This window comes from Rothia sp. SCPM-O-B-18226 (M350) (genome assembly GCF_058213595.1).
Map to the genome: position 1 here is coordinate 756,948 of NZ_JBYQJS010000001.1, position 24,529 is coordinate 781,476.

The window sequence follows — 24,529 nt, forward strand, 5'->3', positions numbered from 1 at the left end:
TAACATTCCTTTCGGAACAGTCCGGTGAAACCTCGATTGGTGATGCGCTCAATCGAGGAGTAAAGCCATGAAAATCGGACACATCAGAACCTCAAAAGCTCGCCAGAGTCAATCGATTGATGCTCAGTGTGAGGCAGTAATTGCCGCTGCGCTAGCTGTTGCAGCAGTGTCCTGCGCTCTCACTCTTTAACCTGGGAGAGGTCCAATGCGTACGAAGAATATATTTACACTAGGATTTTTTCTCACTATTGTTCCGGTGTTCTGGGTGATTATCTCATTTGCCAGAGACGGGGAGTTCTTTAATCCAGTATCAATTCTAAGTGCAATTTTAGGAGGTCTTTTGGTCACTTTTGCAGCCAGAAGGACGCTTGAGAGTGATTCAAAGTTCCCTAAGGGACCCCCTAAAGGACCTAGTGTGTAAAACATCGCTTAGAAGTTTCTAAGAGGACGAACCGCGGTAGCTTTCTACCACCCGGCAGGACGCCCCACGGCGTCACCTGCCGGGTCTTTTTTATACCCGCTGCGGGGCGAATGTGCGACCGTATCGTAACGAGAACGTCACGTAAGAAGACGTAGAGAGAGCTCATGACGTAGTATCAAAGGGTAGATATTGTTCCGACGCCGCGACGCTTGAGCCTTCGTAGCCGTATGATGAACGATAGAGAGCCAATGGATACCCACGTTGCCGGGGGCTCTCGGAGCGTACCGTCACGCCCCGGAGCTCGGCGACACCCGAACAAGGACACACCATGGATAACCAGAACCCCACCCCCGCTTCCGGCGGCACCCAGGGCGGATTCGCCGCGGCATCGAACAATAGCGCTCCCTACAGCGCTTCGCAGGCTCAGCCTGGAGGACCCGGCGCCGCTCCCTCCTTCCAGCCCGCCTACGGCGCTCCGAACGGTCAGCCCGGCGCACCCGCGGGAGTGGCTATCGCACCCGCCGCGTACCCCGAGCGTGACGATACCTACCGTCGTATCCCGGCCGAGTACACCGTCCCCGAAGAATACCGCCGCCCCTACGGCGACGCCACCAGCGATTTCCGCGGCCCCGGCTACTACTACTCCATCGGTGCCTTCTGCTCCGGTCTGGGAACCCTGGCGCTCGCCATCTACGCCTGGATGGTTGTGGGTCTGCGTGCCCTCGAGATGAGCGAGATGAGTAGCCGCGGCTACCGTTCCAGCTCGCTAGCCTACGACTCGACTTCTGTCGTCGGTCTTTTCCTGACGGGCCTGATTCCTGCCGGTATTGCTATCTGGCTGGCCATCTACTCCGCGCAGGTCAATAGCGGCCACGTCACCAAGTACACCTCGAAGATGAACACCTTCAACATCTTCGCCTATGTCCTTGCAGGCCTGAGCATTCTGGCCTTGGTGGGCGTTCTATTCGTCGCTCTCTAAGAACGCGATATAACACAGGAAGGCGGCGGCACCCCGTATTGGGGTGCCGCCGCCTTCGCCGTATGCGCTACTCCGCCGAGATAAGTCCGGCGGGAGAAGGAGGCCTAACCCTCCGTGTTAAGGATTTGGAGGACCTGTTCCTGAACCGCTGCGGTATTACTGGCCACCAGCGAGACCGTCTCGGACGCACCGGCGTGCTCGGGCAGGTTGCCCTCGAGGGTAGAGGCAACGCCGCCAGCCTCACGGATGATGGGGAGGAGAGCCGCCACCTCGAAGAAGGAAAGGGTCGGATCTACCACGGTATCCACGGCCCCCTCGGCGAGCAGGCACGCCGACCAGAAGGACCCGTAGGCGCGGGAACGGTTTGCGGAGCGTAGCAGGTGTAGCAGGCGCGGGGTGAGGTTCGGGACGGAGGAGCCAGCCTGCTCCCACGAGGCGATATCCGTGTACGCCACGGAGAAAAGATCGAGCTGCGTCACCTCAGAAACCTGAAGGCGGGTCGCCTGCGCGAGCGACTTGCCCGTGTATGCGCCCGAACCGCGAGCGGCCCACCAGCGACGGCCCAGCGACGGGGCGGAGACCACGCCCACCACAGGCTCACCCTGGTCCAGCAGAGCGATGAGCGTGGCCCACACGGGAACGCCGCGGCGGAAGTTATCCAGCTCCGCGAGGGGCGCAATAACCCACTGGCGCGCCGCCTGGCCGTTGTGGCCCGCGTGTTCGCCGGCGATGCCGTCGCGGGTGCGGACCCTCGACAGCTGAGCCCGCAACAACTCCTCAACTTCTAGAGCAACCTCCAGCGCATAATCGGCGGGCGCCTCCGGCACGACCGGTTCGGGCTCGGTACTCTGCTGCGCGGCACGCTGCCAGGGCGCCAGGGGCGCGGACTCAGCGGGCTTCTGCTCCTCTTCGGGGATAGCGGGGCCGTCCTCCGCGGGGGAGTATGCGGGACGGTCACGGAAACGGGCGGAGCTGACCCGGTCCACGCTATCGGCCAAAATGTGCGCGAGACGCAGGTCGTCGGTGTACAGCGGGGTACGGCTCATGGTTGGTTGGCTCTTCTCACGGTAGTAATCGGTGTGTGGCTAGGCGAGGGCGCCCAGTTCCTTCTCGGAGTCCCCCTCCTCGGGGGTCAGCAGCAGGAGCTTGCGTAGCGACTCCAGACGCTCGGGGCCGCTGGGGCCCGCCTTCCCGGCGGCCACGTAGGCTTCGATTCCGCAGTCGGGGGCCTGCGCTGCGTGGGTGCATCCCTTCGGGCAGTCGGCGGCACCGGGGGCCAAGTCGACGAAAGCATCGACCACGGTCTCACGCGGCACATGCGCCAGGCCGAAGGAGCGGATACCCGGGGTATCGATAATCCAGGTACCCGCAGGGACCGGGCGGCCATCGCGCTCCACGGGGCGCAGGGCCAGGGCCGAGGAGGAAGTGTGTCGGCCTCGACCAGTCACCGCGTTCACGTGGCCGGTTGCGCGATCCGAACCGGTCAGCGCGTTCACCAACGTGGACTTACCCACGCCCGAGTGGCCCAGCAGGACCGATACCTCGCCCAGCAGTTCCTGCAACAGCTCCTGCACGGGAGCCGACTCGAGGCCCTGGGCACCGTCCTGGCTGGGGGCCAGGCCGTCCGAGGAGGCCGAGAGAACAATCTTGAGGCCGCTGGCGGCGTAATAGTCCAGCAGATGCTGGGGGTAACGCACATCGGTCTTCGTGATGCACAGAATCGGCTCGATTCCGGCATCAACCGCCGCCACCACGGCGCGGTCGATGAAACCGGTACGCGGTTCGGGATTGGCCGCAGCGACCACAATGACAAGCTGCTGGGCGTTGGCCACGACCACGCGTTCCGAGGGGTCGGTGTCGTCGGCGCTTCTGCGTAGCACGGAGGTGCGTTCACCCAGACGCACGATGCGCGCCAGGGTATCCTTCGCCCCCGAGGTATCTCCCACCACGTCCACGAAGTCGCCGGTCACAATCGGGGTGCGGCGTAGTTCCTTGGCGCGGGCGGCAATCAGGGTACGTTCGTTCTCGGTGCCCTCGTCCACGACCACGGACCAGCGGCCTCGGTCCACGGTAATCACGCGGCCGCGAATGGCCTCCTTGAAGGTGGGGCGGTCCTTGGTGCGGGGGCGGGAGCCCTTCTTGTTGGGGCGAACGTGCACATCCGATTCATCCCACTCGGAGAAGTCACGAACATTCATTCGGGAGGAACCCATTAGCGCACCTCCTCGGTGGTTTGTGCGTTCTGCGGGGCTTCTGGGGCCTCACCGGCCCACTGCGCGAGCATGCCCTCCCACATGGAGGTGAACTCGGGCATCGTCTTCGCGACGGTCCCCACGTTCTGCACGACGGTGTTGCCGCGGCGAAGGCCGACAATGGCCGCGAAGGTAGCCATTCGGTGGTCGTCGTAGGTGCGGGCCACCACGGTCTCGGCGTGGACCTCAGCGGGGATGGGGGCCTCAATCACGAGGCCGTCCTCGGTATCGCGGGCACGGCCGCCCAGACGGTTAATTTCGGCGGCCAGGGCGGCCAGGCGGTCCGTCTCGTGGCCGCGCAGATGCGCAATGCCGTGCAGCTCGACGGGGCCGTGCGCCAGCGCGCACAGGGCGGCCATGGTCGGAGCGAGCTCGCCTCCGGCCGACAGGTCGTAGCTGAGCTGCCCCTCCGGCAGGGAACGCGGGCCGGTCACGGTCAGAGCACCGTCGCGATACTCGACGCGCGCGCCCAGGGTCGGCAGAAGCTCGCGCCACATATCGCCGACCTGCGTGGTACCGGCCGAGGAATCAGCCGCGGGGGCGGGCCAGTGGGGAACGCTCACAGAGGCGCCCGTGGCCACGGCAGCAGCCAGGAACGGGCCGGCATTCGACAAATCGGGTTCCACGGTGACCTCGAAGCCGGGGAAAGAATCGGGGAAAACGACCCAGCGGTACTCGCCACCCTCGGCGGGGTAGTGCTCCTGCACCCGCACGCCACGTTCGCGGAGCGCCTCAACCGTCATCTGAATGTGCGGAATCGAGGGAACCGAGGAGCCCTCGTGCACGAGTACGAGCCCCTTCGGCAGGCGCGGAGCCATGAGCAGAAGCGCAGAGACGAACTGGGAAGAGGAAGAAGCGTCGATGCGCACGACGGGAGCCTCGTCCACCGGCACGGAGGCCAGGCCCGGGGTACGCAGAATGAAGGGTAGAGCATCGGGCGCTTCGGCGCAGTCCACGCGCACGCCCAGCTGGCGCAGACCCTCCAGCACGGGGCCCATGGGACGCTGGCGTGCGTGAGGGTCGCCGTCAAAGGCGAACTCACCGGGTAGCAGGGCCGCCAGGGCGGGTACGAAACGCATCACGGTGCCGGCCAGACCGCAGTCAATACTGACGCGGTGAGCCTCGCGAACCCCGGAAGGCTCGGCTGACGCGGAGAAATCCAACGGGGTAACCCGCAGGTCGGGGCCGAAGGGCGAATCGGTGGGAATGAGCTCAACCCCGGCACCCAGGCGGCGTAGCGCCTCAATCATGAGGGCAGAATCGCGGGAGTGCAGAGGCGCGCGTAGGTACGAGGGAGAATCGGCCAGAGCAGCCAGGAGCAGGTATCGGTTTGTGAGCGACTTCGAACCGGGGATATGCACCGTCGCGTGACGACCGAGGGCCGAAGCGGGGGCCGGGGGAGCGGGCCAATCACCCGCGGACAGCTGCACTGATGCGTCGCTCATAAATCCTCTTCCAAATCGGCATGCTACGGAGGGTAGCCCGCACTCGGCGGAATCCGTAGACGGTCTAGGTCTATTCTACCGGGTGAAGGTTTAGCGCACCCCGCCGGAACCCCCGGATGAGACGGGCCCGCCCGGTGCTCGAGGGGAGCGCCGGGCAGGCCCTATAAGAAAAGCTGAAAAGCAGAGTGGGGAGACTCAGTGCCTAGCGGTGCACCTGCTCGCAGAAGTCTCGCACATCCTGCAGCAGACGGCTCTTGAGCTCCGCGGGAGCTTTCTGCGCGCAGGAGGAACGCATCTTCTCGCGGAGCGCCAGCTCAAAGTTCTTGACATCGGTGCACTCGGGGCAGGCGGTGAGGTGGCGCTGAATCGTGCGCACCTGTTCGCTGCTCAGCTCGCCGTCCAGGAACTCGTAGAGCTTCTTGAGGGTCGTGGAACAGGGTTCGCCGCCGCAGTCTTCAGAAGGGGCAGCAGAGGTATTCGGGGTATCAGACATCGGAGGTTCCTTTCACACGGAAGGTGCAGGGGGAAGCAAGTGGGGCAAACGTTTTTGAGGGGGCTAAACCGATTTGGGGGAGGTTTTCGCCGCGGCCTTGGCTGCCGAGGCGGCGGCCTTCGCCTCAACCTTGGCAACCGTGGAGGGGCGCAGACCGTTCTCCCTCGCGTAGTCGAGTAGCTTTTCTCGCAGGATGCGTCGTCCTCGGTGAAGACGGGACATGACCGTACCTATCGGGATGTCCATAATCTCGGCGATGTCCTTGTAGGCGAAGCCTTCGACATCGGAGTAGTACACCACCATGCGGAAATCCTCGGGGAGGGAGCTCAGTGCCTCACGCACCTCGGTGCCCGGCAGGGAGCTCAGCGCCTCGGCCTCCGCCGAACGAAGACCCACGGCGTCGTGATCGCCGGCAGCGGCCAGCTGCCAGTCCTCGACGGTTTCGCCCTGACTCTGCTGCGGTTCGCGCTGACGCTTGCGGTACAGGTTGATGTACGTATTCGTGAGGATGCGGTATAACCACGCCTTCAGGTTCGTACCCTCGGTGAACTGGTGATAGGACGCGAAGGCCTTCATATAGGTCTCCTGCACCAGATCTTCAGCGTCGGCGGGGTTGCGGCTCATGCGTAGGGCCGCGCTGTAGAGCTGGTCCACGTACTGCATGGCCTGTGCGGTAAAACGTTCACGTAGCTCGCGGGTGTCCTTGGCACTGACACTCTGAGTGTCTGCGGTCTCGGCCATGATTCCTCCTCTCTACGGGAACGCTCCATACGGTCACCGTAGAACATAACGTCTGATTTGGGGCTTTATTCCCCGCACCCGGGTGATGGGGGGGGGTAAAGCAAAACCCCGGGTTCGAATAGAAGATTCGATACGCCGGGGTTTTAAAGTGTATGCAAGATACCTTATGCGTTGGGGCGCTTACCGTGGTTTGCGCCGCCCTTACGACGGTCCTTGCGCTTACGACCGCGCTTGCTCATGAGAGCCTCCTTATAGTGTTCATGGAAACACGCCCCACCTTCGCGGTGCGCGTTCCTCGTTAACTGCCCTGTGAGAGGCGGTCACCGAAAATCGGTGGTCCACGCTATAGGGGCAACGCCGTCTATTTTTTCATAGAAACGGCCTGATTGCATCTTGGAACCGAGATATGAGCGAAAAAACACGAAGTTTCTTCGCCTTCCTCTTCCAAAGGATTAGCCGTGCTCCGGGATGTTCAGCCAGTTGTACCAGCCGCGGTGCAACACGAGCCAGGCCATGAGGCCGTAACCGGACTGGCCGGGGCGACCGTCATTTGCTGCCAGGTCGTTGCGCCACTGCTCGTGGTGCAGCAGCGGGTTGAAGGTGTCCACGTACACGTGGTTGCGACGGGTCACGACATCGGCGTATGCGGCCGACAGATCGGCGATGCGGCGGTTACGCTCGGCATCCAGGGTCGGAGGGGGACCGACGACCAGAACCTTGATGTTGTTCTGCGAGGCCATGTCCACAATGTTAGCCAGGTTCAAGCGGGAGCGTGCGCTGGTCAGACCCAAATCGATGTCGAAGGTCGACGGAGCGATGACGAGGCGGTTGTCGGCGCCCGGAATAAAGCGGCGGCGGGCCTCCTCAAACCAGCGAGCGTTGAGCTGTTCGCTGCCTTCATTGGGTGCGGCCAGGTTGTACGCCGCGATGGATGCGGTGGTCTGCGGGGTGCGTGCCATGACGCGGCCGAACCAGCCGAGGGTACGGGGATCGCCAACACCGGCGAGCAGGTCATCGCCGACTGCCACAATTCGAATATTGCGTTGCTCCACGGAATTCTTTCTTCTGCAGGATGGACCCGCCGTGAGAGGCGGCGGGGCACGTGAGTAATAGTCTTTATATCTAGGATAAGCGCTTACGGGCCGGTTTTCGAACTTAATCCCCTATCCACAAGCATCCGAGACCAAAAACCCGTCGCCCCACCAGGCGTACCTGACGGGGCGACGGGTTGTGAACGGTTAGAACTTCAACCGTTTAGCCTTCGAAGACCTGCTTGAGCAGAGCCTCGTTCTCGGCGGCGTGCAGCTTACCGGTACCGGCTGCCGGGGAAGCAGCGGCCGGGCGGGAAGCCAGACGCACGCGGCGGTCGAGCAGCGGCAGCAGGTTGACCGCCATGAACGGCCACTGGCCCTGGTTGGCCGGCTCGTCCTGAGCCCACACAAGGTCGGTTGCGTTGGAGTACAGGGCAAGCTGTTCCTTGACCTCCTTCTCGGGCAGCGGGTACAGCTGCTCCACCGAGACAATCGCGGTCTTGGTGTCGCCGCGGCGCTCGCGCTCGGCCTCCAGATCGTAGTAGAGACGACCGGACACGAAGACCAGGCGCTCCACCTGAGCCGGGTTAATGCCCGAACGGTCGCCAATCACCGGCTGGAACGAGCCCTCGGTGAAGTCCTCAATCGAGGATGCTGCGGCCTTCAGACGCAGCAACTGCTTGGGGCTGATAACCACCAGCGGCTTGTACGGACGGTGCTGAGCGTGGCGGCGCAGCAGGTGGAAGTGCGAAGCCGGGGTCGAGGGGACCGCAACGGTCATGTTGTTCTCGGCGCACAGCTGCAGGTAACGCTCGATGCGTGCCGAAGAGTGGTCAGGACCCTGGCCCTCGTAGCCGTGAGGCAGCAGCATAACCAGCGAGGAGCGCTGGCCCCACTTCTGCTCGGAGGAGGAGACGAACTCGTCGATGATGGTCTGGGCACCGTTGGCGAAGTCACCGAACTGAGCCTCCCACACGACCATCGAGTCGGGGCGCTCCACCGAGTAGCCGTACTCAAAGCCGAGCACGCCGTACTCCGAGAGGAAGGAGTTGTAGATACGGAACTTACCCTGGTTCTCGGAGAGATGCTGCAGCGGCGACCATTCTTCGTCGGTCAGGTGGTCGTGCAGGACCGCGTGACGCTGAACGAAGGTACCGCGCTGAACATCCTGACCGCTCATGCGAACGTCGGTGCCCTCCAGCAGCAGCGAACCGAAGGCGAGCAGTTCGCCCATACCCCAGTTCACGTTACCGCTACGGCCCATCTCAACGCGCTGGTCCATGAGCTTCTTCAGCTTCTTGTGGACGGTGAAGCCCTCGGGAGCCTTACCGAAGGCATCGGCAATGCGCTGGAGAGTCTCCAGGGAGATTGCGGTCTTGCCGGCGTGAACCACCTCGGTGTTCTGCTGAGCAGCCGGCAGTTCCAGACCGGAAACGTGTGGAGCGGTCGGAGCCGGTGCCGAGGACTGGGTCTCAACGAAGATAGCGTCCAGCTTCGAGTGGTAGGAATCCAGAACCTCGTCTGCCTCCTCCTGGGAGACATCGCCACGGCCCACCAGATCCTGTGCGTACAGGGTGCGGGTCGAAGGCAGAGCGTCGATGTCCTGGTACATCTTCGGCTGGGTCATCGACGGGTCGTCGGCCTCGTTGTGACCGCGGCGGCGGTAGCAAATCAGATCGACGACAACGTCGCGGCCGAAGCGCTCGCGGTACTCGAAGGCCAGGCGTGCGGCGCGGACCACGGCATCCGGGTCATCAGCGTTGACGTGGAAGACCGGAGCCTTAGTCATACGCGCAATGTCGGTGGGGTGGGTTGCGCTACGGCCGTCGTTGGGCAGGGTGGTGAAACCGATCTGGTTGTTCACCACGATGTGCAGGGTGCCGCCGGTGGTGTAAGCCTTCAGGTCTGCCATCTGCAGGGTCTCCATGACGATGCCCTGGCCGGCAAACGCTGCGTCACCGTGAATCAGAATGGGCAGAACCGGGTGGCCCTCAACGCCCTGCTCGCGGTAGACGTCCTGCTTAGCGCGGACAATACCCTCGAGCACGGTGTTAGCGGCTTCGAGGTGCGAGGGGTTAGCGGCCACATACACCTGGGTCTGCTTGCCGGAATCGGAGGTGAAGACGCCCTCGGTGCCGAGGTGGTACTTCACGTCACCCGAACCGCCCTCGTAGGGAGCTGCGGTTCCGGAGAACTCACGGAAGATCTGAGCGTAGGACTTGCCCGCGATGTTGGTCAGCACGTTCAGGCGACCGCGGTGTGCCATACCGATGGCAACGCCCTTCAGATCCTTGTTGGCTGCCTTGTCAAGAACGGCATCCAGCAGCGGAATCAGGGATTCGCCACCCTCGAGGGAGAATCGCTTCTGACCCAGGTACTTGGTCTGCAGGAAGTGCTCGAATGCCTCGGCCTCAACCAGCTTCGAGAGCACGCGCAGCTGCTCTTCGCGGTTGGGCTTGGTCGCACCGTGCTCCAGACGCTCTTGGAACCATGCGCGCACCTCGGGGTCTTCGGAGTACATGTACTCGACCGCGAGGGAACCCGAGTATGCCTCGTGCAGACGCTCCAGGATGGTGCGCAGCGGCAGACGCTCGGCGCCGCCGAAGCCACCGGTCGGGTAGACGCGGTCCAGATCCCACAGGGTCAGGCCGTAGCGCTCCAGCTTCAGGTCCGGATGCGAACGCATCTTGTAGCCGACGGGGTTGGTTGCCGCGGTCAGGTGGCCGTGCACGCGGTACGCGTGAATCAGCTGCTGAATACGGGCGACCTTCGAAATCTCGTGCTCGTCGTCGATGTGGTTGTCGCGGGCCCAGCGCACCGGCTCGAACGGGATGCGCAGGTCGCGGAAGATAGCGTCGTAGAAGTCATCGCCGCCGAGCAGGTAGTGCTCGACCAGCTTCAGGAACTCACCGGAACCGGCGCCCTGAATCACGCGGTGATCATAGGTGCTGGTCAGGGTGATAATCTTCGACAGGCCCTGCTGAGTAATCAGCTTCTCGGACAGACCGCGGAACTCAGCCGGGTACTCGAGAGCACCCACACCAATAATGGCGGCCTGGCCCTTCGACAGGCGGGGCACCGAGTGAACGGTACCGATACCGCCGGGGTTGGTCAGCGACACGGTGGTGCCGCGGAAATCCTCGATGGTCAGCGCGCCGTTACGGCCGCGCTTGACGATGTCGTTGTAAGCGTCCCAGAACTCGCGGAAGCTCAGCTGCTCGGCACCCTTAATGTTCGGAACCACCAGGTTACGCGAACCATCGGGGCGGGGGATATCAATTGCCAGACCGAAGTTCACGTGAGCGTTGTGGACGGCAACGGGCTTGCCCTTCTCATCCACGTTGTAGGTCACGTTCATGGAGGGCATAGCCGCAACGGCGCGGATGACCGCGTAACCAATAATGTGGGTGAAGGAAACCTTGCCGCCGCGGGTGCTGGCCAGGTACTTGTTGATGGCGCTACGGTTCTCAATCAGAAGCTTAGCGGGGACTGCGCGAACAGTCGTAGCGGTGGGGACGGTCAGCGACTCTTCCATGGTCGTGACGACTGCCTTAGCAGGGCCACGCAGGGGGACAATCTTGTCTTCAGCAGGTTCCACGGTATTAGCTTTCGGAGTAGCAGGTGCGGGGGAGGGGGTAGCAGGCGCTTTCGTAGGCTTCGATGCCACGGGAGCGGTGGGGGCTGCAGGAGCCGCCGGAGCGGCGGCGGGAGTTGCGGGAGCAGCCGGTGCGGCTGCGGCGGGGCTCGGAGTACTCGCGGTACCGGCGCCTCCCAGCGCCTTATCGATGGTCTCAAAAATGGGCCACCATGAAGGGTCCACGAGGTTCTTGTCCTTCTGGTAACGCTCGTACTGTTCTTCAACGAACCATTCGTTACCGGCAAATTCCTCAGGCACCAGATGTTCTGGCAGATTTGGCACGTTAAACGCCTCTTCCAATTAGTGTGAATTTATCCGTCGCGTCCGGGACTCACCCCGGCATAGACGACCCGCGTCTTCGAGGGGCGAATCATCACGCTGAGCATGTGCGCATCGCCTGCGGTAGAGGCCGTATGTGCGGGGTGTGCACCGTACAAACCTGCCTAGCGTGCCGTGAACTCCGGAGTTCATCCGCTTGCTTGGCGGCACACTCATGCTCCTATGTATAAGTGTAGAGAGAATCACCGTGAAGTTTCCACCTGAGAACAGCATGTAGACAATGCAATTTTTCACTCAACACGGTTCAAATAAGCTAAGGGCCGCCATAAAGCCCCTCACGAGGCCTTCCGCCCAGAACGGAACCGACCCGGAGCAACAAGGCGGCCCGGAACCTTCGCTAGAATATGGGGTATGGATGACCCTTCGAGTACGAACGTACACACAGACCAGCGCGGAGTACCCGCACTATTCCGCGACCCGACCGCTACTCTACCCGTGCTCGGCGCATCGCTCCGAACCGAGGTGGTGACCGAGTGGATCTGATTCTTCTGCTGATCGGGCTATTGCTCATTCTGGGAACCGGATTCTTTGTGGCCGTCGAGTTCTCTCTCGTGGCCCTCGAAGCCGCCACCGTGCAGCAGGCCAAAGACTCCGGCGACAAGGCCGCAGACGCCGTCCTGCGCTGCCTCAAGACCCTATCCACGCAGCTCTCCAGCTGCCAGATCGGCATCACTATCACCACCCTGCTTACCGGTTACACCCTCGACGCCGCCATCAAGGCGCTCACCACGGGCACCATCGGTAGCCTGGGCCTACCAAGCGGATTAACCGACGTTCTTACCCTCGTCCTCGCGATGCTCATCGCGACCCTGCTGTCCATGGTGATGGGCGAACTGCTGCCCAAGGGGCTCGCCATCGCGGACCCCTACAACGTGGCCCGCCGCCTTGCCCCCTTCCAGCTGAACTTCACCCGCATTATTTCGCCGCTCGTGCGCATCATGAACGGCTCCGCAAACTGGATTCTGGGCCGCTTCGGCATGGAAACCAAAGAAGAACTCTCCGCCGCCCGCACCCCCGACGAGCTCTCCTCGATGGTGCGCCGCTCCGCTAAGGAAGGTACCCTCGACTCAGCCGTAGCCCGCTTCCTGGACCGCACCCTGCGCTTCTCCGAGCTGACCGCCTCCGAGGTCATGACCCCGCGAGGCCAGGTCTCCATGCTCGAAGACACCGCACCCGTCAGCGATATCATCGAGCTGGCACGCTCCACCGGCCACTCCCGATTCCCGCTCTACAAGGGCGACCACGACAACATTGTGGGTGTTTTGCACGTCAAGAAGGCCGTGGGCGTTCCCCCCGAAGTGCGCGGCACCCTCGAGGCCGGCGCGCTCGCCGAAGACGTTCTGCAGGTCCCCGAGACCCTGCACCTGGACGCGCTGCTCACCCAGCTGCGCCAGGGAGCCCTGCAGCTTGCCGTAGTCCTCGACGAGTACGGCGGAACCGCGGGTATCGCAACGCTTGAAGACCTCGTTGAAGAAATCGTCGGCGAAGTCTCCGACGAACACGACCGCGGACGCACCGAGCGCCCCCTGCGCTACGGCAACGGCGACTGGGTCTTCTCCGGCCTGCGCCGCCCCGACGAAATCAACGCCCTTATTCCCGGACTCGAGGTTGAGGAAAGCCCCGAGTACGAGACGGTCGGCGGCTTTATGATGGATCGACTCGGCCGCATCCCCGAAATCGGCGACACCGTCCCGGTCACCGGGGGCACCCTGCGCGTTGACGCCCTCGAAGGCCGGCGCGTTGACCGCATCCGATTCACCCCCGACTCTGAAGAAAACTCGGCTTACGAGGACACCGCACCGAAGAAGGGAGTACGCGCATGAACGACTGGGTAGCCATCGCACTGCTGGTCCTGCTGCTCGCCGGAAACGCCTTCTTCGTCTCCGGTGAGTTCTCCATCATGTCCACCCGACGTGCACAGGTCGAGCCCCTCGCGGAGGAAGGCAACAAACGGGCGCAGACCGTCATCTACGCCCTCGAACACGTCTCGCTCATGCTCGCCACCTGCCAGCTGGGCATCACCATCTGCTCGCTGCTCATCCTGAACGTCTCAGAGCCTGCGCTACACCACCTGCTGGAGATGCCCATGCACCTGGTTGGCCTGCCTACCGCGGTCGTCGACGTGCTGGCCTTCGGCATCACCCTCATCCTGGTGACCTACCTGCACGTCATCTTCGGCGAAATGGTGCCCAAGAACGCAACCGTCACCCTCGCCGCCCGAGGCCTGGCCCTCTGGGTTGTGCCGCCGCTGGTGCGTGTCTCCAAGGTCTTCGCACCCATCGTGGCTCTGCTCAATAACCTCTCCAACAGCCTGCTGCACCTCATGAAGGTCGAAGCTAAGGACGAGGTTGCCTCGACCTTCACCCTGGGCGAGCTGCAGACCATCGTGGCCACCTCGACCGCCGAAGGTACCGTGGAGGATGACGCCGGCGTGATCGAGGGCGCCCTCGAGTTCACCGAGAAGGAAATCTCCGACATCATGGTGACCGGTGACAAGCTCGTCACCCTGCCCTTCGGCAGCACCCCCGCAGAGCTGGAGCACGCCGTGGCCCGCAGCGGTTACTCTCGCTTCGTCATCACCGACAGCGACGGAACCTACATGGGATACCTGCACGTGAAGGACGCGCTCGCCGTCTCCCCGGAGCGATTCAACGAGCCCTTCCCCTGGTATAAGCTGCGCTCTCTGGATACGCTCTCGCCGACCACGGATATCGACGATGCGTTGACCTCGATGCAGCGCACCCGAACCCACATCGCGCAGGTCATGGACAGCCACGGCCGCACCCTGGGTGTGGTCTTCCTGGAGGACGTGCTCGAGGAGCTCGTCGGCGAAATCAACGACACCACGCAGGACGAGGTGCGCGAACGTATTCGCCGTCAGCGTGCCCGTGCTGCGGGTCGGGACGCCGACTAAGGCGACATCCGGCCCCTCGGTTCGGCTACTCGAGGACCCTACCCTCCGGTGACCGTCTGCGGCAGAAACGATGCCCGCGCTTCAGCGACCACTGCCCTGAAGCACGGGGCATTTGCGTACCCGAACCGTCGATAAGGCATGCTTCCAAAGGACATCGAACGCGGGTATTCGCCCGGTCGGGACAACAAATAAAGAGTTGTTTATACGGGTATGCGCGTGGTGTAGTTAAGAAACGGAAGAAACACATCAGCAGACGAACAGAAAGAGAACGATATGTCGCATCACCCCATCACCCGCAAGCACTTCCTCACCGCGCTGGGATCCCTCGCGGCGACCTCCCTCTTTCTGACCGGCTGCGCCACCGAGAACAGCTCCTCCGGTTCGAGCGCCTCCGCTAACTCGAACGGCAAGGTTAAGGTGCTCGCCTCCACCGACGTGTACGCCGATATCGTTAAGCAGGTCGGTGGCGACAACGTTGAGGTCAGCGCGCTGATTTCCTCCACCGGCACCGACCCCCACTCCTACGAAGCCACCAGCGCCGACCGCCTCAAGGCAAAGGACGCATCCCTGATCGTCATCAACGGCGCGGGCTACGATCTGTTCCTTGAAGACCTGGCCGGCAAGGATAACGCCTCCCAGAAGGTCGTGAACGCGGTCAAGGTCAGCGGCAAGCTCACCGATGCAGAGTACGACCACCTGGTCGAGGACCACCGCGGCGGCGAACACCACGAGGACGGCGGCGACCACGCCCACGCCCACGAGTTCAACGAGCACCTCTGGTACGACTTCGAAACCGTCAAGAAGGTTGCCCAGCAGATTGCCGAGAACCTCGCCACCCTGGACTCCGCGCACGCTGAGGCCTACCGCTCGAACGCCGCCAACTTCGTCAAGGAGCTGGACGGCCTCGAAGCCTCCGCAAAGGCCATCTCCGGTGCGGGCAAGAAGTACCTCTCCACCGAGCCCGTACCCGACTACCTGATCTCCTCCACCGGCGCCGAGAACGCAACCCCCAGCGAGTTTGCCGAGGCTGTCGAGGCGGGTAACGACGTTCCCGCCCTCGTGCTGAAGGAAACCAAGGACCTTATCAGCGAGAAGAAGGTGCAGCTGCTGGCCTACAACGAGCAGACCGCCACCTCCCAGACGAACGAGGTGCTGCAGACCGCGAAGGAAGCTTCTGTAAACTACGTATCCTTCACCGAAACCCTGCCCGAGAACACCGACTACCTGGCATGGATGAAGACCAACGTCAGCAACCTCGAAAAGGCGCTCTCCTAAGTGACTGATAACAATAACGGTGCCACCCCCGCGATTTCGATTCGCGGGGGTAGCCTCGCTTTCGGGGCCCGCACCCTCTGGAAAAATCTCACCCTCGATATTGGGGCCGGGGAGTACTTCGCGGTGCTCGGCCCGAACGGCTCCGGCAAATCAACCTTCCTCAAGGTCATCCTCGGACTGACCGGTCTTAACTCCGGCGAAATTTCGGTGCTCGGCAAGCCCGCCCGCCTGGGCAACCCCGGTGTCGGGTACGTGCCCCAGCAGAAGGCAATCGATCCCTCCACCCCGATGCGCGCTCGCGACCTCGTGGGCCTGGGCGTGGACGGGCACCGCTGGGGTATCCGCCTGCACGGCCGCAAGTACCGTGCCAAGGTCGACGAGCTGCTGGAAGCGGTGGGCGCCACCGAGTACGCCAACGTTCCGGTGGGTCTGCTCTCCGGCGGTGAGCAGCAGCGCCTGCGCATTGCCCAGGCCCTCGCGAACGACCCAAAGATTCTGCTGGCCGATGAGGCGCTCCTCTCCCTAGACCTAAACCATCAGTACGCCGTGGCGGAGCTGATTCACCGGTTCAACCGCGAGCACGGAGTCTCGGTAATTTTCGTGACGCACGAGATCAACCCGATTATCGAGCACGTGGATCGCGTGCTCTACCTGGCCAACGGCCGCTTTACGGTTGGTTCGGTCGAAGAGGTTATGACGAGCGAGACCCTCACCTCCCTGTACGGAACTCCGGTGAGTGTGCTCAAGTCCAACGGCCGCTACGTGGTGGTGGGGGAGACCCACGCCAGCGATCACTGCCACATTGAAGGCGGCGACCAGAATATCCACGGTGCCCACCTGCGAGTCGAGGCACAGCCCGGAGGCGCGTCCGGCACCCTGCACCTACCGGGAGGAACCGCTCGATGACCATTCTCTCTTCCCTCCCCGCGTTGGCCGCCGCTGCATCCAGCACGCAGGGTGATTTGCTCTCGCGCATCTTCGTGTTTGACCGTTACGGCGAGCTGTTGCATATGCTGCAGAACTCCATTTTTGCGGGTGCCGTGCTGGGCCTCATCGGTGGCTTCGTCGGCATCTTCGTGATGATGCGCGATCACGCCTTCGCGGTGCACGGCATTTCTGAGATGTCCTTCGCGGGAGCGGCCCTGGCTCTGCTTCTGGGCTACGACGTGGTCACCGGCTCCATGGTTGGCTCGATTGCCTCGGCCCTGCTGATTGCGATGATTGGGTCCAAGGCGAGCGAGTCGAACTCGGTGATTGGCGCGCTCATGCCCTTCGGCCTGGGGCTGGGTATTCTGTTCCTTTCGCTGTATCAGGGTCGTAGTGCGAATAAGTTTGGCCTGCTCACCGGTCAGATCGTGTCCGTGGATGCCGACCAGCTGAACACCATGATTATTGGTGCGGTGGTCATTATTGCCCTGCTGATTATTGTGTGGAGGCCCCTGAGCTTCGCCTCCCTCGACCCGGATGTGGCTCGGGCGAAGGGCGTTCCGATGCGCTTCCTCTCGCTGGTTTTCATGGTTGTGCTGGGTATCGCGGTGGCGCTGTCGGTGCAGGTGGTCGGTTCGCTGCTGGTGCTGGCCCTGCTGATTACCCCGGCGGCGGCGGCGATGCAGGTGACGGCTTCTCCGCTGCGCACGCTGCTGCTTTCAGTGCTTTTCGCTGAGGCCTCCATCGTGGGCGGCATTATGCTGGCGCTGGCCGGCTCACTGCCGATTAGCCCGTACGTGACGAGCATTTCCTTCCTGATTTACCTGGTGTGCCGTGTGATTGGTTCCGTGAAGCGCCGCCACAGCGCCTCGGGCCGTCATCTGGCGGCAAAGAACTAGCTTACGTCCGCAGACGTGAAAGAGCCCCCGCTCGAGTTGAGCGGGGGCTCTTTCACGTCGTGCTACGGGGTTGGGTTCTCAACGCCCTGTGTGTTGTCGTGCTGTGTCGTGCTGATATGTTGTCGTGCTATTGGTGGGATTCGTCGGTATTTGGCCGGAATCCCAACCACCTCTAGGACGGTGTGCCGACCCTAGCGGGCCGATTCGTTCTGCGTTTCTTCTTCTCGCAGGGCCAGGGTGCAATCGGGGCAGTAGCCGGTCACCTCGACCACGTGCTCGAGCTCCGAGAAGCCGTACTTCTTGCCCATGGTCAGTGCCCAATCCTCGAAATCGGGAGCCTCCAGCTCGATGGCGGTGCCGCATCGGCGGCAGAGCAGGTGGTGGTGGTGTTCCTTGGCCCGGCAGTGGCGGTACAGGGTTTCGCCCTCAACGCCCTTGACCGAGTCCAGTTCGCCGGTGTTGGCCAGCGACTGCAGCACGCGGTAAGTGGTCGCGAGGGAGACCTGTTCCTTGCGGTTTGCGAGAGTGAGGTGCAGATCCTGTGCCGAAATAAAATCGCCGAGCTCTTCCATCGTGGCCTTGATGATGCGGCGCTGACGTGTGTTGCGAGCTTCGGCGGGCTTCGTAATTCTCCGAACGGGAATGTGAGTGTCCATTGATGAACCTTTCGGAGCGGATAACCGCCCCCAATAGTCACGGTCGATCTTGTGTAAAGAACTGTACACTAAAGCCACATAGAAAGCCTCTGATTTGCACTTTGTCTCAAAAAGTGAAGTTTTTTGGGATAAGGAGAGAGACACAAGAGTAAACTGAAACACATGAAGCTAACGAAGTACACCCACTCCAGCGTCCGCATCGAGAACGACGGACACGTCCTGGTGATTGACCCCGGTAATTTTTCCCCCGAGGGAGAGCACGCCGAGGCCCTGCAGGGCGCGGAGTACCTGTTCATTACCCACGCCCACCCCGACCACTTTCACGCCCCCTCGGTACTGCCGATTATTGCCCAGCGCATCGCAGAGGGTAACCCTCTGAAGATTTGGACCGTTCCCGATGTCGCCAAGGTCATTCTGGAAGCCTCTCCCGAGGCTGAGGTGACCGTTGTGGAGGCGGACACCGAGTTCGCCATCCCCGGCTTCGATGTGAAGACCTTCGGCGGCCAGCACGCTCTGATTCATCCGCTGATTCCCGTAATCCGCAACGTCGGCTACCTGTTCAACAACAGCCTGTACCACCCGGGTGACTCCCTCGTTGTGCCCCACCGCGTGAAGGCGCAGACCGTTCTGGTACCGATTCACGCGCCCTGGTCGAAGGTTCAGGAAGTCATTGATTTTGTGATTGCAACCGGCGCGCAGCGCGTGGTCCCGATTCACAATGGCATGATTAACGCCAACGGTACCGGCATTATCGAGGGTCTGGTGACGAACTTCGGTGGCAAGTACGGTACCGAGCTGAAGCACCTGAACCCCGGCGAGAGCATTGAGGTTGAGGACTAACCCTCATCCCCGTACTACCCGTTCTGCCGCTCACACGTTCACCGCGTGGGCGGCGGAATAACATCAAAGGAGATAGCATGAGCACGATTTTTACCAAGATTATTGACGGCGAGATTCCCGGCCGATTCGTCTGGAAGGACGATCAGTGCGTGGCGTTCATGGACATCATGCCCCAGTCGGAAGGTCACCTGCTGGTGGTTCCCCGCGCCGAGATTGACCGCTGGCCCGACCTGCCCGAAGACCTGGCCGCGCACCTGTTCTCCGTGGCGCACAAGATTTCCGGCGCCCTGGACGACGCCTTCGATAAGGACCGAGTCGCGCTCATGATTGCCGGCTTCGACGTGCCGCACACCCACATCCACCTGTTCCCCGCGGACGGCATGGCTGAGTACGACCCCGCCAACGCCAAGAAGGATGCCACCGCCGAAGAGCTGGATACGGCCGCCGAGAAGGTACGTGCCGCCCTGCGCGAGCGCGGCCACGGCGAGTTCGTGCCGGAGGCGTAAGCGCCCTTTACAGCACGTAGGACACGAAGGAGCCGCCCTCTACACAACAGTAGAGGGCGGCTCCTTCGTTAATATAGCCCGTTGCTATATCCCGGTGGGAAAGAAGCTTAGTGCTTTTCAGCCTTGGAGATCTGTTCAGCCAGGTCCTCGGGGGAGAGGTTAGCGGAGGAGAACTCGGGGGTTAGCGGCAGGTGCAGCTGCAGGCCGGTACCGGGGCAAATTTCGACCTTTGCCGAACGCAACTTGAAGTCGACCACGTGGCCGCCCTGAACGTGCTCATCATCGATAAAGTGGGCGTGGCAACCGGGCACCGAGATACCCTGCTCGTAGATCGGGGTGCGGAAGCCAACAATCGTGCCGGTCACGTTATCGAACTGGACAATGTCCTCATTCTCGGTGGCCGCAACCATCTTCGGGTAGGGCTTCTCCTGCTTGATGACGGTTCGGGTGCGGACCCACTCGAACTCGCCGTAAATCTTGATGGCGTACATGTAGTTCTTGGAGACGGTGAAGTCATCCAGAATCTGCGAGGCAGACTTACGCAGCAGGTTCTGCGGTAGTTCGCGCTTGATCATGGGCACGAAGTTGGTGACCACGGCGTAGGGGGTCTGCTGGCGCAGATCGGGCAGGGATACGGAGCCGTCGTGACGCACCTGATAGCAGACGCCGTCGAGGACAACCATTTCGCCGTCGAGGCCGTTGAAGGTACCCACGCCAAAGTTGCCGTGGCTCAGGAGCTCACCGATGGTCATTTCGCCATCGTAGATACCGTCCAGCAGCTGGGACATGAGGCCGGTCTGAAAAACTTCGTTACGAAAAACGGTTTCACCGTTTAGGATGGTCGGCTGATATGCCATGGTATTTCTCCTCGTTGACAGTTGATACGCGGCGTCAGACGAATCGGTCGGTCATCGGCGATGCTCGCCCAGGGAGGCGTGAGAGTGCTTCGGGAGGGCGGCGCTGAGAACACGGCGTATGGTGTCGTTTCTCGAGGAATTCGTAGGTGACGCAGGCCGGGCGCGCGCACCTTCTATTTTACTCCTCTTCGCTTTTTTCGTTCAGGAAGGGAGCTCTAACATACATCGTTCGTGCCCGAGTGGACAGAAGTGAGCATAGAAAATGCCGGCGCCCCTCCCGGTTGCACGACGTAAGTAGGAGGAGCGCCAGCACCTTTAGGTTAATCCTTAGAGTCGCTCTAAGCGCAAGTCACAGGCTTAAACCAGAGATAACGATTCAGCACGTGGGGCCTCGCGAATTCCCAAAACCTTAGACCTGAACGGGTGACAGATGCCGCGGCGCACACGAATCGCATCAGGGCCGGTAGGGGGGGCGGGTTAAACGACTGTTCCCCGCGCACCTCACGGGTGTGCGGGGAACAGCTACAGGCTAGCTACTGAAATGGGGTAGCTCTTAGACGCCGTAGTACAGCTGGTACTCGAGCGGGTGCGGAATCAGCGAGAGGGGCTCCAGCTCGTTCTTACGCTTGTAATCAATCCAAGCCTGAATCAGATCCTCGGTGAACACGCCACCCTCGAGCAGGAAGTCGTGGTCAGCCTCGAGAGCTTCCAGAGCGGCCTCCAGGTTAGCGGGAGCCTTCTTGATGTCCTTAGCCTCTTCGGCGGGCAGCTCGTACAGGTCCTTGTCAATCGGGGCGGGCGGCTCGATGCGGTTGCGGATACCGTCCAGACCAGCCATCAGCTGAGCTGCAAACGCGAAGTAGGGGTTAGCCGAGGGGTCGGGCGCACGGAACTCGAGGCGCTTAGCCTTCGGGTTGGTGCCGGTAATCGGAATACGGATACCTGCCGAACGGTTACCCTGCGAGTACACCATGTTCACGGGAGCCTCGTAGCCGGGAACCAGACGCTTGTAGGAGTTCACGGTCGGGTTGGTGAAGGCCAGAACAGCGGAGGAGTGCTCAATCAGACCGCCGATGTACCAGCGAGCGATGTCGGAGAGGTTGGCGTAGCCGCGCTCGTCGTAGAACAGCGGCTCACCGTTCTGCCACAGCGACTGGTGGCAGTGCATACCGGAGCCGTTGTCACCGAAGACGGGCTTGGGCATGAAGGTCACGGACTTGCCCCATGCGTCTGCGGTGCCCTTGATAACGTACTTGAACTTCAGCAGATCGTCAGCGGCCTTGGTCAGGGTGTCGAACTTGTAGTTGATTTCTGCCTGGCCGGCTGCGCCCACCTCGTGGTGGCTACGCTCAACCTCGAGGCCAACCTCGTCCAGCGCCACGCACATTGCGTCACGCAGGTCAGCCTGCTTGTCGACGGGGGAGACGGGGAAGTAGCCGCCCTTGACGGGGGTCTTGTTACCCAGGTTGCCGCCCTCTTCCTTGCGGCCAGTGTTCCAGGGAGCCTCGTCAGAGTCAATCTTGTAGAACACGGAGTTCGGCTCGACCTGGTAGCGGACGTCCTCGAAGACGAAGAACTCAGCCTCGGATGCGAAGAACGCGGTGTCCGCAATGCCGGTGGACTGCAGATATGCCTCGGCGCGCTCAGCAACGCCGCGGGGGTCACGGTGGTAGGGCTCACCGGTACGGGGGTTCACGATGGAGCAGATGATGACCAGGGTCTTCTCAATGCGGAAGGGGTCAATGTATGCGGACTGAACGTCGGGAATCAGCTGCATGTCAGACTCAGCAATACCCTGGAAGCCGCGAATGGAGGAACCATCAAAAAGCTGGCCGTTGACGAAGAAATCGTCATCAATTGCCTTGGCGGGCAGGTTGAAGTGCTGCTGCACGCCGGGCATGTCGGTAAATCGAATGTCGACGAAGATGACGTCTTCGTTCTTAATGAAATCGAGGACTTCCTGGGGGCTGGTAAACATGAGGACTGCTCCTTGTTTGATTGAGTGCGGAGGAGGAATAGTAACCCGCCGCGACACCTCAACCTGTTTGTCTAGTGTCGGTTTCGGGCGAATCACGAATCACCCGGACATATCCAGCATAGTAGGTATTTTTTTCGGGTGCATGACTAACGTGTTTCGTCAATGTTACAAATTTGGGAAACAGGTAACATCTCTGTTGCCCATCTTTTTCTGTGTCTCATCTTTCACACCCGGCGGCAGCGGAACGCTACCGGCAATAACGACCCCGGGTACGACGAAGGCCCCGACCCTCCGCGGGGGGAGAGGTCGGGGCCTAGTATTGCCTAGCGGCCGCGCATCGCGCGACGATCGGGGCGCGCACGCATCGGGTCGACGCCCTTGGGCAGACCGTTCATCGGGTTGCGCATGTGGTTCAGGGTCTTCAGACGACCACCCACCGCCTGCACTTCCTGCTGGGTCAGAGCCTTGGGCAGCTTGTTCATGGTCTTCACGACATCCTTGAGCTCCACCTGGCCCTCATCGTGGCCGGTCTCAATCACGTGCACGGGCACGCCGGGAGCCACACGGTTCAGGTGCTTCTTCTCGGTGTTCACCAGGACATTCACGCGGCTGTGGGGGCCCTCGGTCACCAGTACGATGCCGGGGCGGCCCAGCGCACGGAATACCATATCCTGGTTGCGGTTAGCGGCCACCGGCTGCTCCTCAACCTGCCAGCCGCGACGCACCGAGTTCATGGCTGCACCGCTTCGGCCGGGCTGACCCTCAATCTGCGAGAAGGCGGCAGCCTCCGCGCGACGGCTCAGGATCAGCATAGCCACAACGGCGGCGGCGCCCAGACCCAGAATAAGGAAGGTAATCCAGTTACCCAGGGCAACGCCGATGAGGATAAAGACCAGGAGAGTGCCCAGGGCGGCCAGGCTCAGAATCCAACCGATATTCGGGTCGGATTTCTTGGTCATCTGGTAGACCTGCTTCATCTGGGCAAAGGTGCCCGGAGTGCGTTCCTTCTTCTTTTTCTTCTCTTCGCGCTTATCTGCCACGATTCTTCCTCGGTGGTTCTTCCGCGGTCCCGAGGCGCCTCAAACGCTCACGGAACCATAGTGACGTAACGATGCAGTGTGCCTGCAATTTATCTAGTTTACCCTACCCGCACAATGGCCGGGGTATAAGGGAAAGCTCCCCGAACACCAGCTGAATACCGGTTTGGGGAGCCTCCACGCTTCAGATGGAATCCGAAACGGCTTAGTAGCCCGCAGCCACCAGAGAGGAGGCTTCCTGCAGAGCAGCGCCCTCACTCTCGATGTGAGCCAGGTTCTCGGGGATGGGGTAGCCGTTCTTGCGCATTGCGCGAGCCCACAGGCGACCCGCGCGGTAGGAAGAACGAACCATCGGGCCGGCCATAACGCCGGCGAAGCCAATCTCCTCAGCCATGTTTGCGAAGTCCACGAACTGCTGCGGCTTCACCCAACGCTCGATGGGGTGGAAGAGCGGGCCGGGGCGCAGGTACTGGGTGAGGGTAATGATGTCACAGCCGGCATCGTGCAGGTCGCACAGCGCCTCGTAAATCTCGTCGTCGGTCTCGCCCATGCCCAGAATCAGGTTGGACTTGGTGACCATGCCGCCTTCCTTAGCCTGGGTGATGACATCCAGGGAACGCTCGTAACGGAACGCCGGGCGAATCTGGCGGAAGATACGGGGAACGGTCTCCAGGTTGTGGGCGAACACCTCGGGCTTCGCGTCAATCACCTTCTGGACGTGCTCGGGAACACCCTTGAAGTCGGGGACGAGCATCTCGACGCCGGTGTTCGGGCACATCTTGTGAATCTGGCGGGTGGTCTCTGCGTACAGCCACGCACCGCCGTCTTCCAGATCGTCACGGGCCACGCCGGTCACGGTAGCGTAGCGCAAACCCATGACCTTCACGTTCTTTGCCACCTTGAAAGGCTCAGCGTAGTCCACAGCGACGGGCTTACCGGTCGCAATGTTGCAGAAGTCGCAACGACGGGTGCACTCGGAGCCACCAATCAGGTAGGTTGCCTCACGGTCCTCCCAGCACTCGTAGATGTTCGGGCAGCCGGCCTCTTCACACACGGTGTGCAGACCCTGGCCACGAGCCAGCTCGCGCATCTCGTTGTACTCGGGGCCGACAATGGCCTTGGTCTTAATCCAGTGAGGCTTCTTCTCGATGGGAGTCTCGGCGTTGCGAGCCTCCACACGCAGCAGCTTGCGTCCGTCAGGCTTGGTGCTCAAAGGTCTTCTCCTTGGGTTCGACGTGCCCTCTGCTCAATCGGGCCACGTCCTATTCTACGCCCGGTGCGGCGTAAGTGTAAGCGAGTTTA

At 61.9% G+C, this 24,529-nt stretch carries 21 protein-coding genes; 8 read left to right on the top strand and 13 right to left on the bottom strand.

Annotated features, from left to right (window positions below; genetic code table 11):
• The first annotated feature begins 749 nt into the window (after nt 1-749).
• Nucleotides 750-1,400 carry a hypothetical protein gene (locus tag AC3E6W_RS03215; protein ID WP_490652304.1) on the top strand — a complete coding sequence of 217 codons (651 nt, stop codon included), beginning with the start codon at nt 750-752 and terminating at the stop codon, nt 1,398-1,400.
• Between the two features lie 104 nt (nt 1,401-1,504).
• Here the strand turns inward: AC3E6W_RS03215 and AC3E6W_RS03220 are convergent, their stop codons facing one another.
• From AC3E6W_RS03220 to AC3E6W_RS03255, 8 genes are all read right to left on the bottom strand, one after another.
• Nucleotides 1,505-2,446, bottom strand: a complete 942-nt coding sequence (locus AC3E6W_RS03220; protein WP_490652305.1) for an inositol monophosphatase family protein — start codon at nt 2,444-2,446, stop codon at nt 1,505-1,507.
• 39 nt (nt 2,447-2,485) lie between these two features.
• Entirely contained in the window at nt 2,486-3,613 is a 1,128-nt protein-coding gene (gene rsgA / locus AC3E6W_RS03225) for a ribosome small subunit-dependent GTPase A (protein ID WP_049344028.1), read from the bottom strand.
• Nucleotides 3,613-5,097, bottom strand: coding sequence for a 3-phosphoshikimate 1-carboxyvinyltransferase (gene aroA / locus AC3E6W_RS03230; protein WP_070682393.1), 1,485 nt, complete (start codon nt 5,095-5,097; stop codon nt 3,613-3,615). Before aroA ends, rsgA begins: the two co-directional genes overlap by 1 nt.
• Before the next feature lie 202 nt (nt 5,098-5,299).
• Nucleotides 5,300-5,590 carry a mycothiol system anti-sigma-R factor gene (gene rsrA / locus AC3E6W_RS03235; RefSeq protein WP_049344032.1) on the bottom strand — a complete coding sequence of 97 codons (291 nt, stop codon included), beginning with the start codon at nt 5,588-5,590 and terminating at the stop codon, nt 5,300-5,302.
• Nucleotides 5,591-5,653: 63 nt separating this feature from the next.
• Nucleotides 5,654-6,331: a sigma-70 family RNA polymerase sigma factor gene (locus AC3E6W_RS03240; protein WP_049333287.1), complete on the bottom strand. Its 678-nt coding sequence runs from the start codon at nt 6,329-6,331 to the stop codon at nt 5,654-5,656.
• A 164-nt stretch (nt 6,332-6,495) separates the two neighbouring features.
• Nucleotides 6,496-6,570, bottom strand: a complete 75-nt coding sequence (locus AC3E6W_RS03245) for a 50S ribosomal protein bL37 (protein WP_095343185.1) — start codon at nt 6,568-6,570, stop codon at nt 6,496-6,498.
• A 213-nt stretch (nt 6,571-6,783) separates the two neighbouring features.
• Complete coding sequence (locus tag AC3E6W_RS03250; RefSeq protein WP_049333285.1) at nt 6,784-7,383, bottom strand: GDSL-type esterase/lipase family protein; 600 nt, start codon at nt 7,381-7,383, stop codon at nt 6,784-6,786.
• A 202-nt stretch (nt 7,384-7,585) separates the two neighbouring features.
• Nucleotides 7,586-11,281, bottom strand: coding sequence for a multifunctional oxoglutarate decarboxylase/oxoglutarate dehydrogenase thiamine pyrophosphate-binding subunit/dihydrolipoyllysine-residue succinyltransferase subunit (locus tag AC3E6W_RS03255; RefSeq protein WP_490652306.1), 3,696 nt, complete (start codon nt 11,279-11,281; stop codon nt 7,586-7,588).
• 530 nt (nt 11,282-11,811) lie between these two features.
• On the opposite strand from AC3E6W_RS03255, the gene AC3E6W_RS03260 reads away from it, so the two are divergent.
• The 5 genes from AC3E6W_RS03260 to AC3E6W_RS03280 all read left to right on the top strand — a co-directional run bounded on the left by AC3E6W_RS03260 (nt 11,812) and on the right by AC3E6W_RS03280 (nt 17,353).
• Nucleotides 11,812-13,161 (top strand): hemolysin family protein, encoded by a 1,350-nt coding sequence (locus AC3E6W_RS03260; protein ID WP_490652307.1) that lies wholly within the window; start codon nt 11,812-11,814, stop codon nt 13,159-13,161.
• Nucleotides 13,158-14,252: a hemolysin family protein gene (locus AC3E6W_RS03265; protein ID WP_049333281.1), complete on the top strand. Its 1,095-nt coding sequence runs from the start codon at nt 13,158-13,160 to the stop codon at nt 14,250-14,252. Before AC3E6W_RS03260 ends, AC3E6W_RS03265 begins: the two co-directional genes overlap by 4 nt.
• Nucleotides 14,253-14,525: 273 nt before the next feature.
• Nucleotides 14,526-15,527: a metal ABC transporter solute-binding protein, Zn/Mn family gene (locus AC3E6W_RS03270; RefSeq protein ID WP_490652308.1), complete on the top strand. Its 1,002-nt coding sequence runs from the start codon at nt 14,526-14,528 to the stop codon at nt 15,525-15,527.
• Nucleotides 15,528-16,433 carry a metal ABC transporter ATP-binding protein gene (locus tag AC3E6W_RS03275; RefSeq protein ID WP_049333278.1) on the top strand — a complete coding sequence of 302 codons (906 nt, stop codon included), beginning with the start codon at nt 15,528-15,530 and terminating at the stop codon, nt 16,431-16,433. It begins immediately after the preceding gene.
• Nucleotides 16,430-17,353, top strand: a complete 924-nt coding sequence (locus AC3E6W_RS03280; protein WP_490646560.1) for a metal ABC transporter permease — start codon at nt 16,430-16,432, stop codon at nt 17,351-17,353. Before AC3E6W_RS03275 ends, AC3E6W_RS03280 begins: the two co-directional genes overlap by 4 nt.
• A 191-nt stretch (nt 17,354-17,544) precedes the next feature.
• Here the strand turns inward: AC3E6W_RS03280 and AC3E6W_RS03285 are convergent, their stop codons facing one another.
• Complete coding sequence (locus tag AC3E6W_RS03285) at nt 17,545-18,009, bottom strand: Fur family transcriptional regulator (RefSeq protein WP_049342794.1); 465 nt, start codon at nt 18,007-18,009, stop codon at nt 17,545-17,547.
• 162 nt (nt 18,010-18,171) lie between these two features.
• On the opposite strand from AC3E6W_RS03285, the gene AC3E6W_RS03290 reads away from it, so the two are divergent.
• Together AC3E6W_RS03290 and AC3E6W_RS03295 are read left to right on the top strand one after the other, a co-directional pair.
• Nucleotides 18,172-18,849, top strand: coding sequence for an MBL fold metallo-hydrolase (locus AC3E6W_RS03290; RefSeq protein WP_049342795.1), 678 nt, complete (start codon nt 18,172-18,174; stop codon nt 18,847-18,849).
• A 77-nt stretch (nt 18,850-18,926) separates the two neighbouring features.
• Nucleotides 18,927-19,355, top strand: coding sequence for an HIT family protein (locus tag AC3E6W_RS03295; protein ID WP_049342796.1), 429 nt, complete (start codon nt 18,927-18,929; stop codon nt 19,353-19,355).
• 107 nt (nt 19,356-19,462) lie between these two features.
• Here AC3E6W_RS03295 and budA read toward each other — a convergent pair whose 3' ends face one another.
• The 4 genes from budA to lipA all read right to left on the bottom strand — a co-directional run bounded on the left by budA (nt 19,463) and on the right by lipA (nt 24,440).
• Nucleotides 19,463-20,212, bottom strand: a complete 750-nt coding sequence (budA, locus tag AC3E6W_RS03300) for an acetolactate decarboxylase (RefSeq protein WP_049333268.1) — start codon at nt 20,210-20,212, stop codon at nt 19,463-19,465.
• A 553-nt stretch (nt 20,213-20,765) separates the two neighbouring features.
• A complete protein-coding gene (glnA, locus tag AC3E6W_RS03305; protein WP_490652309.1) occupies nt 20,766-22,190 on the bottom strand; it encodes a type I glutamate--ammonia ligase in 1,425 nt (474 codons plus the stop codon).
• Nucleotides 22,191-22,513: 323 nt separating this feature from the next.
• The gene (locus AC3E6W_RS03310; protein ID WP_049333265.1) at nt 22,514-23,230 is read right to left on the bottom strand and encodes a DUF4191 domain-containing protein; all 717 of its coding nucleotides are present in this window, start codon (nt 23,228-23,230) and stop codon (nt 22,514-22,516) included.
• 202 nt (nt 23,231-23,432) lie between these two features.
• Nucleotides 23,433-24,440 carry a lipoyl synthase gene (gene lipA, locus AC3E6W_RS03315; RefSeq protein ID WP_049333262.1) on the bottom strand — a complete coding sequence of 336 codons (1,008 nt, stop codon included), beginning with the start codon at nt 24,438-24,440 and terminating at the stop codon, nt 23,433-23,435.
• Nucleotides 24,441-24,529: the final 89 nt, after the last annotated feature.